The sequence below is a fragment of the Metapseudomonas otitidis genome (assembly GCF_900111835.1).
Classification (GTDB): domain Bacteria; phylum Pseudomonadota; class Gammaproteobacteria; order Pseudomonadales; family Pseudomonadaceae; genus Metapseudomonas; species Metapseudomonas otitidis.
In genome coordinates, this window is the sequence record NZ_FOJP01000002.1 from 48,491 (window position 1) to 63,679 (window position 15,189).

Consider the following 15,189-nt stretch of genomic DNA (forward strand, 5'->3'; position numbering starts at 1 on the left):
ATGGCCGCGAATTTAGAGTCCGTTGACTTTTCGGTCAATATTTTTTCTGACCTGAAAGTCAGAAAATCATGCGGGCTGTGCTGCAAGTGCCGTGCCGGGGCGCTGGAACAAGGGTAGACCGGAATGCAAACGCCCCGCTCTGGGGCGGGGCGCTTGGGGGTGACGAGGGGGTAAGGGCGGGGTCAGGCGACCTGTTGCTGGTCGGTCAGCTGATGTTCTTCACCGGCGTAATAGGCGCGCACCCGCTTGTCCATCACGGCGCGCCACAGCGGCGGGAACAGCGCCAGGACGATCATCCCGGCATAGCCGTTGGGCAGCTGCGGGCTGTCGTCGAAATGGCGCAGCACCTGGTAGCGGCGCTTGGCGTAGGCGTGGTGGTCCGAGTGGCGCTGCAGGTGGAAGAGGAACAGGTTGGTGAGCAGGAAGTTGCTGTTCCAGGAGTGCGCCGGACTGGTGCGTTCATAGCGGCCGTTGTCCAGTTTGCGGCGGTGCAGGCCGTAGTGCTCCACGTAGTTGACGATCTCCAGCAGGGTGAAGGCCATCGCCGCCTGCACCAGGAAGAACACCCCGCCCAGCCAACCCAGGGCGAGGGTGAAACCCACCAGCATCGCGGCGCTCAGGGCGTACCACCACACCAGCTCGTTGCGCCAGTGCAGCGCCGGCAGCCCCTTGCGCTTGAGGCGCTGGGCCTCCAGGTTCCAGGCGTTGAGGAAGTTGTGCTTATAGGCGTGGGGCAGGAACTGGTAGAGGCTCTGGCCGAAGCGGGCGGAGGAGGCATCCTCCGGGGTGGAGACGTTCACGTGGTGGCCGCGCACGTGCTCCACCTTGAAACCGGCGTAGCACACCGCCGCCAGCAGGATGCCGCCGGCGCTCTGCTCCAGCAGAGGGTCCTTGTGGATCAGTTCGTGGGAGACGGTGATGCCGATGGCGCCCATCACCGTGCCCACCGAGAGCACCCAGCCGAGCTTGCCCACCCAGTTCCAGTCCGGGTGGTGGACGAACACCCAGCCGCTCCAGGCCAGCATCAGCAGCAGCAGCGGCAGGGTCATCAGGCTGAGGAAGCGGTAGTAGCCCTGGCCCTCCATGAACGGCACGTCGTCCGACTCGTCGGGGTTGGCCGGGTCGCGGCCGACGATGAAGTCGAGGAACGGAATCACCCCGAAGACGATGGTGATCACCAGCCAGGGCCAGGCATTGGGGTGGTCGCTGCCCAGCGACCAGTAGTAGCTCATGGGAATGCCGGCCACGGGGATCAGCCAGATCCAGTAGCCGACCTTCTTCAGGGCGATCATCCAGTTGGAGGGCAGGCGTTCGAACATGGTGGGCTCCGTCCGTGCAGGTGGGTGGGTTATTCCAGGATTGTCAGACAATCCTGCGCCCCAACCCGGTGCAGAGCGACCGACCTTTAGGTCTGAATGCCCGCCGTCTGTCACCTTCGACGGGTAACACCCTGTGTTACACTTCGCCCCCTGCCGCGTCCTGCGCAGATCCCTCGTGCATGATCCCTGCCGACCAGCCCGCTGCGCCGGACCCCGAGGGCGCCTGATCGACCCCCACAGCCAAGACCGAAGGAAAACCATGACGTTCAAGGCACCGGACAGCCTCGCCGAACAGATCGCCCACCACCTCGCCGAACGCATCATCCGAGGGGACCTGAAGGCCCGCGAACGCATCCAGGAGCAGAAGGTTACCCAGGCCCTCAACGTCAGCCGCGGGTCGGTGCGCGAAGCGCTGCTGATCCTCCAGCGCCGCCACCTGATCACCATCCTCCCGCACCGTGGCGCCCAGGTGTCCGAGCTCACCCCGCACCATGTGCAGAGCCTCTACGCACTGATGATGGAGATGTACATCCTGCTGGGCTGTGCCGTTGCCCAGCGCTGGAAGAGCGAAGAGGACCTCGCGCCTTTCCTGGCCATCCAGCAGCGCCTGGAACAGAACCTGCAGGACCACGACATCAGCGGCTTCGTCGATTCCAGCTTCAGCATCATGCGTGCGGCCTATGCCTTCGCCGACAACCCCTACCTGGAGGAGACGGTGGAGAATCTGCTGCCGGCCATCAGCCGCACCTACCACCTGGCGCTGGAGCAGCGCAAAGGCGAGATGGCGCAGTTCATGGCCGCCTTCGCCGAGCTGCTCAAGGCAGTGATCGGCCGCGACCTGGCGCGCATCCGCGAAGTGCTGGTGGGCTACGGCCAGCACAACTGCCAGCTGGTGCTCGCCGCCCTGGCCGGCCACTGACGCCACTGACCGGGAGAGGCGCCCATGCGGCTCAAGTGCATCAAGCTGGCCGGGTTCAAGTCCTTCGTCGACCCCACCACGGTCAACTTCCCCAGCAACATGTCGGCGGTGGTGGGCCCCAACGGCTGCGGCAAGTCCAACATCATCGACGCCGTGCGCTGGGTGATGGGCGAGAGCTCGGCCAAGAACCTGCGCGGCGAGTCGATGACCGACGTCATCTTCAACGGCTCCAATACCCGCAAGCCGGTGGCCCAGGCCAGCATCGAGCTGATCTTCGACAACTCGGACAACTCCCTGGTGGGCGAATACGCCGCCTTCGCCGAGATTTCCATTCGCCGCCGCGTCAGCCGTGACGGCCAGAACACCTACTTCCTCAACGGCACCAAGTGCCGCCGCCGGGACATCACCGACATCTTCCTCGGCACCGGCCTGGGGCCGCGCAGCTACTCCATCATCGAGCAGGGGATGATCTCCAAGCTCATCGAGGCCAAGCCCGAGGACCTGCGCAACTTCATTGAGGAAGCCGCCGGCATCTCCAAGTACAAGGAGCGCCGCCGCGAGACCGAGAACCGCATCCGCCGCACCCACGAGAACCTGGCGCGCCTGACCGACCTGCGCGAAGAGCTGGAGCGCCAGCTCGACCGCCTGCACCGGCAGGCCCAGGCGGCTGAGAAGTACCAGGAATACAAGGCCGAGGAGCGCCAGCTCAAGGCCCAGCTGTCCGCACTCAAGTGGCAGGCGCTGAACGAGCAGGTGGGCCAGCGCGAGGGCGTGATCGGCAGCCAGGAGGTGGCCTTCGAGGCACTGGTGGCCGAGCAGCGCAACGCCGACGCCGCCATCGAGCGCCTGCGTGACGGCCACCACGAGCTGTCCGAGCGCTTCAACCTGGTGCAGGGCCGCTTCTATTCCGTGGGGGGTGACATCGCCCGGGTCGAGCAGAGCATCCAGCACGGCCAGCAGCGCCAGCGGCAACTGCAGGACGACCTGCGCGACGCCGAGCGTGCCCGCCAGGAGACCGAGTCCCACCTGGGGCATGACCGCACCCTGCTGGCGACCCTCGGCGAAGAGATGGACATGCTCATCCCCGAGCAGGAACTCAGCGCCGCCGCCGCCGAAGAGGCCAGCGCCCAGCTGGAAGAGGCCGAGGCCGGCATGCAGGGCTGGCAGGAGCGCTGGGACGGTTTCAACCAGCGTAGCGCCGAGCCCCGGCGCCAGGCCGAAGTGCAGCAGGCGCGCATCCAGCAGCTGGAACAGAGCCTCGAACGCGTGCTGGAACGCGAACGTCGCCTGGCGGATGAGCGTACCCAGCTGGCCGCCGACCCCGAGAGCGCGGCCATCCTCGAATTGAATGAACAGGCCGCCGCTGGCGAGCTGGAGCTGGAAACCCTGCAGGCCGCCGAAGAGGCCCTGGTGGAGCGCCTGGAGCAGCTGCGTGATGAACTGCAGCGCGCCAGCCAGGCCCAGCAGCAGGCCCAGGGCGAGCTGCAGCGCCTCAACGGCCGCATCGCCTCGCTGGAAGCCCTGCAGCAGGCCGCCCTCGACCCCGGCGCCGGCACGGCGGACTGGCTGCGTGAGCATGGGCTCGACCAGCGCCCGCGCCTGGCCGAAGGCCTGCGGGTGGAGGCGGGCTGGGAACTGGCGGTGGAGACCGTCCTCGGGGCCGACCTGCAGGCCGTGCAACTGGATGACTTCCAGGGGCTCGACCTGGCCGGCTTCAGCCAGGGCGACCTGCGCCTGGTGGCCGCCGGCCAAGGCGGTGCACGAATCGCTGGTAGCCTGCTGGACAAGGTGGAGTCACGGCTCGACCTGGCCCCCTGGCTCGGCCGTGTGCGCCCGGTGGAGAGCCTGGACGAGGCCCTGGCCGGCCGCGCCGCGCTGGCCGCCGACGAAAGCCTGATCAGCCGCGATGGCTACTGGGTCGGGCGCAACTTCCTCCGCGTCCGTCGCGCCAGCGAAGCGGAAAGCGGCCTGCTGGCCCGTGGCCAGGAGCTGGAGCGCCTGCACGCCGAGCGTGACGAGCGCGAAGCCACCCTGGAGCGCCTCGACGAGGCCCTGCAAACCCTGCGGGACCAGCAGCGCCAGCAGGAAGAAACCCGTGAACAGCAACGCCGCCAGGTGCAGGACGAGGCGCGTCGCCTGTCCGAGGTGAAGGCCCGCCTGTCCGCCCAGCAGGCGCGGGTCGAGCAGCTCAACCTGCGTCGCCAGCGCCTGGAAGCGGAGCTGGCCGAGCTCGATGAACAGCGCGCCCTGGAGCATGAGCAACTGGGCGAAGCCCGCCTGGTGCTGCAGGACGCCCTGGACGCCATGGCCACCGACACCGAGCAGCGCGAACGCCTGCTGGCCGAGCGCGATGACCTGCGCGAACGCCTCGACCGCATCCGCCAGGAGGCACGCCAGCACAAGGACCAGGCCCACCAGTTGGCCGTGCGCCTGGGCTCCCTGCGGGCCCAGCACGACTCGACACGCCAGGCCCTAGAGCGCCTCAGCCAGCAGTTCGAACGCCTCGAAGAGCGTCGCGAGCAGCTCAGCCTCAACCTGGAGGAGGGTGCCGCCCCGCTGGAAGAGCTGCGCATGAAGCTGGAAGAGCTGCTGGAACGGCGCATGGCGGTGGAAGACGAACTCAAGCTCGCCCGGCTCGCCCTCGAGGATGCCGACCGCGAACTGCGCGACGCCGAGAAGCGCCGCACCCAGGCCGAGCAGCAATCGCAACTGCTGCGCGGCCAGCTGGAGCAGCAACGCATGGAGTGGCAGGCCCTGACCGTGCGCCGCAAGGCGCTGCAGGACCAGTTGCTGGAGGACGGCTACGACCTGCATGGCGTGCTCGCCACGCTGCCCGAGGGCGCCAGCGAGCCCGCCTGGGACGAGGAGCTGGAGCGACTGGCCGCGCGCATCCAGCGCCTGGGCCCGATCAACCTGGCGGCTATCGACGAATACCAGCAGCAGTCCGAGCGCAAACGCTACCTGGACGCACAGAACGATGACCTGGTGGAGGCGCTGGACACGCTGGAGAACGTCATCCGCAAGATCGACAAGGAGACCCGCAACCGCTTCAAGGAAACCTTCGACCAGATCAACGCCGGCCTCCAGGCGCTGTTCCCGAAGGTCTTCGGGGGTGGCCACGCCTACCTGGAGCTGACCGGCGAAGACCTGCTGGACACCGGGGTCGCCATCATGGCGCGCCCGCCAGGCAAGAAGAACAGCACCATCCACCTGCTGTCCGGTGGCGAGAAGGCCCTTACCGCGCTGGCGCTGGTGTTCGCCATCTTCCAGCTCAACCCCGCGCCGTTCTGCATGCTCGACGAGGTGGATGCGCCGCTGGACGACGCGAACGTCGGCCGTTATGCACGATTGGTCAAGGAAATGTCGGAGAAGGTCCAGTTCATCTATATCACCCACAACAAGATCGCCATGGAGATGGCCGACCAGTTGATGGGCGTGACCATGCACGAGCCGGGATGCTCACGGTTGGTCGCCGTGGATGTCGAGGAGGCGCTTTCCCTCGTAGAGGCCTGACACGCCCGGCCGGCAATGCCGCCCGGGTTGCCCTGCAGGCCTCGTGATCAGAGGTTTCTCTGCTGGGCTGGCCGTGCTAGCTTAATGCCCAATTTTTTTGACACGTGGAAAACGCCATTGGGAACATGGAGTTGGGCGCCACGTTTTCAGAGGACCGGATGTCCTTTCTTCATCACTATCAGAATATTTTTTGACCAGGGGACACAGGATTAATGGAAATCGGTCTGCGCGAGTGGCTGATCGTCATCGGCGTCATCGTAATCGCCGGCATTTTGTTCGATGGCTGGCGCCGCATGAGTGGCGGCAAAGGCAAGCTCAAGTTCAAGCTCGACCGCAGCTTCTCCAACCTTCCCGATGACGGGGAGGACCCCAACCTCCTCGGACCGGCCCGCGTTCGCGAACGTGGGGAGCCCTTGCTGGACGAGGAAGACCTGCCCAGCATGAGCGCCAAGGAACTGAACAAGCGCCGCAACGAGCCACGCCAGGGCGACCTGGCGCTGGACGAGCCGGTGCCGACCCTGCTGACCCCCGTCGAGGAGGCCGCAGCGGCCAAGGCGGCGCGCCCGGCCAAGGTCCAGGACCTGCCGCCGGTGGAAGAGGTGCTGGTGATCAACGTGGTCGCCCGCGACGAAGGCGGCTTCAAGGGGCCCGCCCTGCTGCAGAACATCCTCGAGAGCGGCCTGCGTTTCGGTGAGATGGACATCTTCCATCGCCACGAGAGCATGGCCGGCAATGGCGAGGTGCTGTTCTCCATGGCCAACGGCGTCAAGCCCGGCACCTTCGATCTGGACGACATCGACCTGTTCAGCACCCGTGCGGTGAGCTTCTTCCTCGGCCTGCCCGGCCCGCGTCACCCGAAGCAGGCCTTCGACGTGATGGTGGCCGCAGCCCGCAAGCTCTCCCAGGAACTGAACGGCGAGCTGAAGGACGACCAGCGCAGCGTGCTGACCGCCCAGACCATCGAGCATTACCGCCAGCGCATCGTCGAGTTCGAGCGTCGCAGCCTGACCCAGAAACGCTGAACCGGAAGATCCACCGAAACAGAGCAGCCCAGGCTGCTCTTTTCGTTTGCACGGAAAAGAGCCCCGCATCATGAACGACACCTCAGGCAATGCCGCCCAGCGCATCCAGGCACTGCGTGCCGAACTGGATGAGCACAACTACCGCTACTACGTCCTCGACGAGCCCAGCGTGCCCGACGCCGAGTACGACCGCCTGTTCCGTGAGCTGCAGGCCCTGGAGGCCGAGCACCCGGAACTGGTCACCCCCGATTCGCCTACCCAGCGTGTCGGCGGCGAGGCCCTCAGCGCCTTCGGCGAGGTGCGCCACGAAGTGCCCATGCTCAGCCTGGGCAACGCCTTCGAGGAGGAGGACCTGCTGGCCTTCGATCGCAGCGTCCAGAGCGGCCTCGGCCTGTCCGGCGGCGACCTCTTCGGCGGTGGCGCAGCCGTGGAATACAGCTGCGAACCGAAGCTCGACGGCCTGGCCGTCAGCCTGCTGTACCGCAACGGCGTGCTGGAGCGTGGCGCGACGCGCGGCGATGGCACCACCGGCGAGGACATCAGCACCAACGTGCGCACCATCCGCAACGTACCGCTCAAGCTGAAGGGCGAGGGCTGGCCGCAGGTGCTGGAGGTACGCGGCGAGGTGTACATGCCCAAGGCCGGCTTCGAGGAACTCAACGCCCGCCAGGCCGAGAGCGGCGGCAAGACCTTCGCCAACCCGCGCAACGCCGCCGCTGGCAGCCTGCGCCAGCTGGACCCGAAGATCACCGCCAGCCGTCCGCTGGAGTTCTGCTGCTACGGCATCGGCCAGGTCAGCGCCGAACTGGCCCCCACCCAGGTGGGCATGCTGGAGCGCCTCAAGGGCTGGGGCATTCCCATCAGCCGCGAGCTGCGCCTGGCCAAGGGCGTCGAGGCCTGCCTGGACTACTACCGCGACATCGGCCAGCGGCGCATGGCGCTGCCCTACGACATCGACGGCGTGGTGTTCAAGGTCAACACCCTGGAGGACCAGCAGCAGCTGGGCTTCCGCGCCCGCACCCCGCACTGGGCCATCGCCCACAAGTTCCCCGCCCAGGAGGAGCTGACCGAGCTGCTGGACGTCGAGTTCCAGGTCGGCCGTACCGGCGCGGTGACGCCCGTGGCGCGCCTCAAGCCGGTCAAGGTGGCGGGTGTCACCGTCGCCAACGCTACCCTGCACAACATGGACGAAGTCGCCCGCCTGGGTCTGATGATCGGCGACACCGTCATCATCCGTCGCGCCGGTGACGTGATCCCGCAGGTCATGCAAGTGGTAGCAGAGCGCCGCCCTGCGGATGCCCGCCCGGTGCACGTGCCGGAGCAATGCCCGGTGTGCGGTTCCGCCGTCGAGCGCACCCAACTGGTCAAGCGCGCCAAGGGCAAGGCCACCACCAGCGAAGGCTCGGTGTACCGCTGCGTCGGCCGCCTGGCCTGCGGCGCCCAGCTCAAGCAGGCGATCATCCACTTCGCCTCCCGCCGCGCCATGGATATCGACGGCCTGGGCGACAAGATCGTCGAGCAGCTGGTGGATACCGGCCTGGTGGCGTCGCCCGCCGACCTCTACACCCTCACCTACGAGCAGGTGGTGGAGCTGGAGGGCTTCGCCGATCTGTCGACCCGCAACTTGCTGGCGGCGGTCCAGGACAGCGCCAAGCCGACCCTGGCGCGCTTCATCTTCGCCCTCGGCATTCCCGATGTCGGTGAAGAGACCGCCAAGCTGCTGGCTCGCGCCCTCGGCTCGCTGAAACGACTGGAACAGGCCCTGCCGGAAGTGCTGACCTACCTGCCCGACGTGGGGCTGGAAGTGGCGTCGGAGATCCACAACTTCTTCGGCGACGACCACAACCGCCAGGTGATTGCTGACCTGCTGGCCCGCGGCGTCGTCCTGCAGGACGAAGGCGAGGTCAGCGCCGAGTTCACCGCCTGCGCCTCCCTGGGTGGCTTCCTCGACAAGCTGAACATCCCCGGTATCGCCACCACCGGCGCCGAGAAGTTGGCGGCCCGCTTCGGCAGCCTGCAGGGCGTGATCCAGGCCGATTGGCTGGACCTGCGCCAGGTGGAACGCCTCAACGAAAAGGCCGCCCGCTCCCTGCGCGACTTCTTCGACGAGCCGGCCAACCGCGAGCACGCCCTGCGCATCGAGGCGCAACTGCTGGAGTTCGGCATGCACTGGTCGTGCGAGCGCAAGGTGGTGGAAGGGTTGCCCCTGGCCGGGCAGACCTGGGTGCTGACCGGCACGCTGGAGGCCATGAGCCGCGACCAGGCCAAGGACAAGCTGGAAGCCCTGGGGGCCAAGGTCGCGGGCTCAGTGTCGGCGCGCACCCACTGCGTGGTCGCCGGGCCGGGTGCTGGCTCCAAGCTGGCCAAGGCCACCGAGCTGGGGTTGCGGGTGCTGGACGAGGAGCAGTTCCTCGCTGAACTGAAGACCCTCGGCGCCGCGTGAGGCGCCACACATGAAAAGGCCGGGCTTCGATGCCCGGCCTTTTCGTATCAGCCGTTGATGGCGTCGGTCAGGGCCTTGGCCGGCACCAGCTTGACCACCTTCTTCGCGGCGATCTCGATGCTCTTGCCGGTCTGCGGGTTGCGGCCGGTGCGCGCCGGGCGTTCGCTGACCTTGAGCTTGCCGATGCCCGGCAGGGTGATCTCATCGCCGTTCTCCAGCGAGTCGCTGACGATCTCGCTCAGTTGCTCCAGCACGGCGCGCACGGTGGCGCGGGTGGCGTCTGTGGCGTCGGCGATGTCGGCGATGAGTTGGTCTTTGGTGAGTGCCATGGGGGTGCTCCGATGAAGATGAAGGCGCCCGGCTCTAAGCGGGGCGGGGGCACGCTAGCACAGATCGGTTTCCCGCGCGTTGCAGGGAGTCGGGCTACGCTTGTGCGAATCGCCGCGCCCTGGGGAGAGTCGTCATGCTGCAAGCCTTCGCCGACCTGAGTTTCCGTTGGAAGATCACGTTGCCCATCCTGCTCCTGCTGGTCCTGCTCGCGCTGCTGGGCGGGCTCGGCGTGCAGGGGCTCAACCAGGTGGTCGACTCCAGTGCCCGCCTGACCAATCGCTACCTGCCCGCCGTCAGTCTGTTGCTGAACGCCGACCGCGACCTCTACCAGGCCTTCACCGCCGAGCGCAGCCTGCTGGACGAGAGCTCCGGGGACTTCGTCACCCAGCTCAAGTCCGACCATGCCGAGAACCTCCAGCAGGCCTACGACCGGGTGCACAAGTACGCCGACCTCAAGCCCGGTGACGAGGCTCGCCAGCTGGTGGCCAGCTTCGACCGTGGGTTTGCCGAGTGGAAAGCCACCTCGCTGAAGGTGGTGGCCCTGTCCTCCAGCGAGCCCGAGGCGGCCAGTCGCCTGAGCTTCGGCGACAGCGAGAAGCAGTTCCAGGCCATGCGCGATGTCATCAACAAGCTGGGTGAGCTGGAGGATGCCGAAGCCAGCGCCGAGGGCCTGGCATCCACCGCCCTGGGTCAGCAGCGCAGCCTCCAGCAGGGCGTGATCATGGCCGTTGCCTGCGGCATCTGCCTGGTGCTGGTGCTGGGGTTCCCCACCCTGGTGACCCGCCCGCTGCATCGCCTGCTGGAACGCATCGAGCAGATCGCCGAGGGCGACGGCGACCTGCGTGTACGGCTGGAAGTCACCTCGCGGGATGAACTGGGCAAGCTCAGCCATGCCTTCAACCGCTTCCTCGACAAGCTCCAGCCGTTGATCCGTGAAGTCGGCCGCGTGACCGACGAGGTGGCCAACTCCGCCCGCAGCCTGGCCGGCCTGGCGGCCGCCAATGACCGCCTGATCACCAGCGAGCACGCCGCCGTCGACCAGGTGAGCACCGCTGCCACCGAGATGAGCGCCGCCGTCCACGAGGTGGCCCGCAGCGCACAGAACGCCGCCGATGCCGCCCGCCACGCCGAAAGTCAGTCCCGCGAGGGCGCCCAGGTGGTGGGGGCCACAATCCGTGCCATCCGCCAGCTCGCCCAGGAAGTGGAGAGCGCCTCCACCACCATCGAGACGCTGCAGCAGGAGACCGCCAACATCGGCGCGGTGCTCGCTGTCATCAAGGGCATCGCCGACCAGACCAACCTGCTGGCACTGAACGCCGCCATCGAAGCCGCCCGGGCGGGCGAGCAGGGCAGAGGGTTCGCGGTGGTAGCCGATGAGGTTCGCGCACTGGCTGCCCGCACCCAGGACTCCACCAAGGACATCCAGGAAATGATCGCCCGCCTGCAGGTCGGCGTTGAGAATGCCGTGCGGGCCATGCAGGCCGGCAGTCATCAGGCGCGGGACAGCGTCGAGCGCGCCGCCGGGGTGGACCAGGCCCTGAGCGACACCGGCGATTCGGTGCAGCGGATCAACGACATGGCCGCGCAGATCGCCACCGCCTGCGAGGAGCAGAGCAGCGTGACGGAGGAGATCGCCCGCAACATCAGCGACATCCGCAACCTGTCCATGGAGGCCTCGCAGACCTCGGACCAGAGCACCCAGGCCAGCCGGCACCTGTCCGAGCTGTCCAGCGGCCTGGCCAGCCTGGTGGGGCGCTTCCGGGTCTGAACGCAAGTGCTTGTCAGGAAAAGTGATTTCAGCGGTTGTAAGTTTGCCAAGAGCCAGTACAATGGCGCGGCTCGCCGATCTGGCGAGCCGCGTTATGGTGGCCCTGCCGGTCCCCCCGCATTGATCAGCCGTGAACCCGGTCAGGCCCGGAAGGGAGCAGCCGCAGCGGTGACATCGAGTGCCGGGGTGTGGCTGGTGGGGTCGCCTCCATTTCTGTAAGTAATTGATTTCTAACGGTTTTTCGCTCTGGAGCACGCAGGTGATCCAAAGGGTGATCCACCGTGTCAGCTCTTCCCTCCTACCTCTGGTTGTCTCGGCATTCGATCTTCTATTTCAGGATCGTGGTGCCCGAAGTCATACGCCCGTTATTTCCTTGCGTTGAGATCCGTCGCTCCCTGCAGACCCGCTGCAAGCGCGAAGCCTTGATTCGTGGCCGTGAGTTGCTCTTGCAGGTTCAGCGCCTCTACACCCAAGCCTTCCAGGGGATTCGGCCTTGTCTGGATGTCTTGTGTGGTGGTTGGGAGGCTGGAGGCAAGAGAGTCGCCAGTTGGGCCTCATGGCTCCGTCAGCAGCAGTTGGTCATGGCGGCTGCTGGAGCGCCCCTGCAGGGGCAGTCTGGAGCGAATGGCGAGGTGGGGCAGGGTAGAGTGGCAGAAGGCACTCAGAAGCTCCGCAGAGCCTCTGCAAGAGCCTCTTCAGGTCAGGGCATGGGGTTAGTACCAGATTCGCCCAGTACGTCTCCTCGCTTCTCCAAGGTGGTCGAGGAGTGCTTGGGGCAGCAGGGGCAGGAAGGCGTCTCGACCAAGACCATCGACGACAAGCGATCCGTTGCATCCCTACTGGTGCGTATCATCGGTGACATGCCCATTGACCTGATCACCCGCCAGGATGCCAGGAAGTTCCGCGAGACAGCTCTCAAGCTGCCCCCGCGTCTCAATCAGCTCCCCGAAGGTCAATCCTTGGAGGAGATCATCAAGACGGCAACGAGCACGATCAGCCACACTACGTTCAACAACTATGTGAAGAACCTGACAACCTTCTTCTCCTACGCCATCCGTGAGGGCTACTGCGAGCGCAATCCCTTCGATGGGCTGAGGGTGAAGCAGCGGGGCAAGGTCAGCGAGGAGCGCAGTGTCTTTACCGAGGAGGAACTGCGCCGATTGTTCTCGACGGAGGTATACGCCTCAGCCGGCACCAAGAAGCCGAATCAGTACTGGCTGCCGCTGCTGGGGCTGTACACCGGAGCGAGGCTCAATGAGCTGTGTCAGCTCTACCTCGACGATGTGGTGACCATCAACGGTGTGGACTGCCTCCACATTCGAGCATCACGACCCGATCAGAAGCTCAAGACTGCATCTTCCGAGCGGCTGGTGCCGATTCATTCCAAGTTGAAAACGCTGGGCTTCATTGAGTTCATTCAGAAACAGCGAGCGGCAGGGTATCAGCGTGTCTTCCCTGAGCTGACCTGCCATAAGAAGCATGGCTATGCGGCTGCTCCTTCCAAATGGTTTGCACGGATTAGGGCTCAAATGGCGTTTGAAGGAAAAAAGGACTTCCATAGCTTTAGGCATACCGTGGCTGACCACTTGAAGCAGAAGGGCGTATCGGAAGCGCTTGTGGGAGGTATCTTGGGTCATCAGACCGGGGGAATAACCTTCGGCCGTTATGGGAAGGATTACAGGCCGGAAGTGCTTGCGCCGGTGGTAGAGCTTCTTACGCTGAATGTGTTGTAGGGGGGGCGTTTTTGGCGCCCCGGTGGTTGTTAGTACTGAGCCTTTACAAACGCTTCAATAGGCTTTTGTAGAAGGTCTTGTGGGTGATCGCCACCGAATGTTGCCCACTTGCTTTTGCCGACAATTACGGTGGAGGCAAGAGGTGCCTGTCCCTCTTGTTCGTAAATTGAGAGTTTTACTTGGATCTTATCGGGAATGCCCGACCACTCAGTTGCGCGATCTTCCCAGTGAAGAATCTCTGGTACGACGAAGTACCCAGAGTGGCCTTGCTGTCGCAGACAGTTGAGTTCTCGGCAGGACTCTATAATCGCAACCTGATTTGAGTAAAGAGAAAATGCATTGCGAACGGCCGCAGCGGTCATCTCTCCCGATGCTTGATAGGTTGTCGATTCATAGCGCCCGTCATTGGGCGTTGCGATAGTCACTGCTGCAGTGCGGTCCAGCTTTCCTGGGTTAATGGATACATCTGTCTGTGCGTACTTCGCAGTGCATCCGCTGGCTAGAATCGAAGCCGCTATTACTAATATCTTTTGCACGTGGCCTCCGCTGTACTTCCATTTTTGACTTGTCCCTGCTGTATGGGTCGCGATTGGCAGTAGGGGAAGAGAAGGCTACTAATGTGCCACCATGCTGTCTATGTCCTTGATGTGTAAATGACTGCCGGGACGCTGCCGAGAGACTTAGCGCTGAGTAGGCGTCAGAGGATTGGCCACAGGGACAAGGCAAGTGGGTTTGCACCCACTCGCTCATGCTGCTGCGTATGCCTTCTTCATGGTCAGCTTGCCGTCACGGTAGAGCTGGACGATCAGCTTCTTGCCCTCGGGAGTCGGCAGGATTTCGTAGACCGGGCGGGTCGGATGGGCGATCAGCTTCTCGGTGAACAACACGTTCCGGTACTTGGCGTACACGCGGTACTTGCCAGCGCCGACGGTGCGGTACAGGTAGCCCAGGTCAGCCAGATCACCCTTGATGGCCATCGTGTTGACGCCTTCCAGGGTGCGCACGAAGGTGGCCAGGGACTCCTGACGCAGCGCCACGCAGTTGTCGAAGACGACAGCCTTCGGTGCCATCTCCTTGTTCTCCAGGGCGAGGCGGTCGCGCTCTGCCTTCAGTACCTTGGCCTGGGCGATGACCTTCTCCATGTAGGTGAGCGGGTCGTCGAGCACTGCCTCGGCGGCGGACGCATGGACGGCCACGCCCTCGGTGGCCAGCCGGTCGTAGGAGCGGATGACTTCGAGGTGGAACTTCGGGCTGATCCACATGGCGTAGGCGTAGGCCAGCTCCTTCACCACGAAGGTGCCGCCGTTGCGCCCGAGCCTGGTTTGCAAAGGGTACGAATCCGTACCTTTTCTCAGCTCATCAATCAGGTCGCCAGCTTGGCGCTCTCACAGCGCTGGCTTATGGCGCGGTTCAGCGCCGGCAGCCTTGTGCAGATCGTTCAGGCAGTAACGGCCCTCGGCGTCCTGCTTGATGGCCACGCCGCATACAGTCAGTTGCTTGCTCATGTTCTGTCCTCCAGAAAAGACGAAGCCCGCTCAGAGGCGGGCTATGGGTGTTCGCTAGAAGTGAGGGGATTTACTGGCCGATCAGTGCCTTCAGGTTCTCGGCGGTCTCCTTGGCAGCCTGGGCTTCTGCGAGCGCATGATCAGCTTGTACAGACCGGACTCATTGAGTACCAAGAGCCGTGCAGTACGGCCCTGGAAGAGAACGTGGTTAGGGCGCGCTCTCTTCTCCAGAGACATCCGCTCATCCTCGCTGAGGTGACGGAACGAACCCCTGTCTGAATCTGTTTCAGAATGACTTCATCATCGGCCATCTTTGGGTGGCCCCAGGTGCCGCCGTTGTTACCACGCTTGGCTTCCACCAAAGCTGTGGATTCCACAGTTTTGGAAAGGGCGTCGATGTACTCCACCGTCTCAGGGGAGCGCGGCCCGGCAAACCTAGATTCAACCTAACTTTGCGGGAGTCTTTGATTTGCCTGGTGGCATCCGTGACGTTCTGGATACCGAGGACGTTGCACACATCCTTTGCCAGGAACCACGGCTCACCGTTCAGATCGACGACGCGGATGCCCTTGGCCTCGACGCTGCCGTCGTGGAAGAAGAAGTTCTGTCCTCCAGAAAAGACGAAGCCCGCTCAGAG

The 15,189-nt window shown here is 64.8% G+C and carries 11 protein-coding genes, 1 other RNA gene and 1 pseudogene; 7 read left to right on the forward strand and 6 right to left on the reverse strand.

Annotated features, from left to right (window positions below):
* Positions 1-182 precede the first annotated feature (182 nt).
* On the reverse strand, positions 183-1,319 hold the full coding sequence (locus BM198_RS02815; protein ID WP_044412809.1) for an alkane 1-monooxygenase: 1,137 nt from the start codon (positions 1,317-1,319) through the stop codon (positions 183-185).
* Between the two features lie 259 nt (positions 1,320-1,578).
* Here BM198_RS02815 and BM198_RS02820 point away from each other — a divergent pair, with 259 nt between their 5' ends.
* The 4 genes from BM198_RS02820 (at position 1,579) to ligA (ending at position 9,216) form a co-directional block, all read left to right on the forward strand.
* Entirely contained in the window at positions 1,579-2,238 is a 660-nt protein-coding gene (locus tag BM198_RS02820; RefSeq protein ID WP_074967623.1) for a GntR family transcriptional regulator, read from the forward strand.
* Between the two features lie 24 nt (positions 2,239-2,262).
* Positions 2,263-5,751 carry a chromosome segregation protein SMC gene (gene smc / locus BM198_RS02825; protein ID WP_074967625.1) on the forward strand — a complete coding sequence of 1,163 codons (3,489 nt, stop codon included), beginning with the start codon at positions 2,263-2,265 and terminating at the stop codon, positions 5,749-5,751.
* A 212-nt stretch (positions 5,752-5,963) separates the two neighbouring features.
* Complete coding sequence (gene zipA, locus BM198_RS02830; protein WP_074967626.1) at positions 5,964-6,773, forward strand: cell division protein ZipA; 810 nt, start codon at positions 5,964-5,966, stop codon at positions 6,771-6,773.
* A 70-nt stretch (positions 6,774-6,843) separates the two neighbouring features.
* Entirely contained in the window at positions 6,844-9,216 is a 2,373-nt protein-coding gene (gene ligA / locus BM198_RS02835) for an NAD-dependent DNA ligase LigA (RefSeq protein WP_074967628.1), read from the forward strand.
* Between the two features lie 47 nt (positions 9,217-9,263).
* On the opposite strand, the gene BM198_RS02840 is transcribed toward ligA, so the two are convergent.
* Positions 9,264-9,545 carry an HU family DNA-binding protein gene (locus tag BM198_RS02840; protein ID WP_044412796.1) on the reverse strand — a complete coding sequence of 94 codons (282 nt, stop codon included), beginning with the start codon at positions 9,543-9,545 and terminating at the stop codon, positions 9,264-9,266.
* Between the two features lie 134 nt (positions 9,546-9,679).
* On the opposite strand from BM198_RS02840, the gene BM198_RS02845 reads away from it, so the two are divergent.
* The 3 genes from BM198_RS02845 to BM198_RS02855 all read left to right on the forward strand — a co-directional run bounded on the left by BM198_RS02845 (position 9,680) and on the right by BM198_RS02855 (position 13,047).
* Entirely contained in the window at positions 9,680-11,314 is a 1,635-nt protein-coding gene (locus BM198_RS02845; RefSeq protein WP_074967630.1) for a methyl-accepting chemotaxis protein, read from the forward strand.
* Between the two features lie 104 nt (positions 11,315-11,418).
* Positions 11,419-11,515, forward strand: an RNA gene (ffs, locus tag BM198_RS02850) — signal recognition particle sRNA small type.
* A gap of 80 nt (positions 11,516-11,595) precedes the next feature.
* Complete coding sequence (locus tag BM198_RS02855; RefSeq protein WP_074967632.1) at positions 11,596-13,047, forward strand: site-specific integrase; 1,452 nt, start codon at positions 11,596-11,598, stop codon at positions 13,045-13,047.
* A gap of 29 nt (positions 13,048-13,076) precedes the next feature.
* Here the strand turns inward: BM198_RS02855 and BM198_RS02860 are convergent, their stop codons facing one another.
* From BM198_RS02860 to BM198_RS30745, 4 genes and pseudogenes are all read right to left on the reverse strand, one after another.
* The gene (locus tag BM198_RS02860; protein ID WP_074967634.1) at positions 13,077-13,583 is read right to left on the reverse strand and encodes a DUF4823 domain-containing protein; all 507 of its coding nucleotides are present in this window, start codon (positions 13,581-13,583) and stop codon (positions 13,077-13,079) included.
* A 210-nt stretch (positions 13,584-13,793) separates the two neighbouring features.
* Complete coding sequence (locus BM198_RS02865; RefSeq protein WP_074967636.1) at positions 13,794-14,375, reverse strand: KilA-N domain-containing protein; 582 nt, start codon at positions 14,373-14,375, stop codon at positions 13,794-13,796.
* 267 nt (positions 14,376-14,642) lie between these two features.
* A pseudogene (locus BM198_RS30740) lies at positions 14,643-14,804 on the reverse strand (hypothetical protein); the annotation flags it as partial.
* A gap of 34 nt (positions 14,805-14,838) precedes the next feature.
* A complete protein-coding gene (locus tag BM198_RS30745) occupies positions 14,839-15,117 on the reverse strand; it encodes a BRO-N domain-containing protein (RefSeq protein ID WP_083422309.1) in 279 nt (92 codons plus the stop codon).
* Positions 15,118-15,189: the final 72 nt, after the last annotated feature.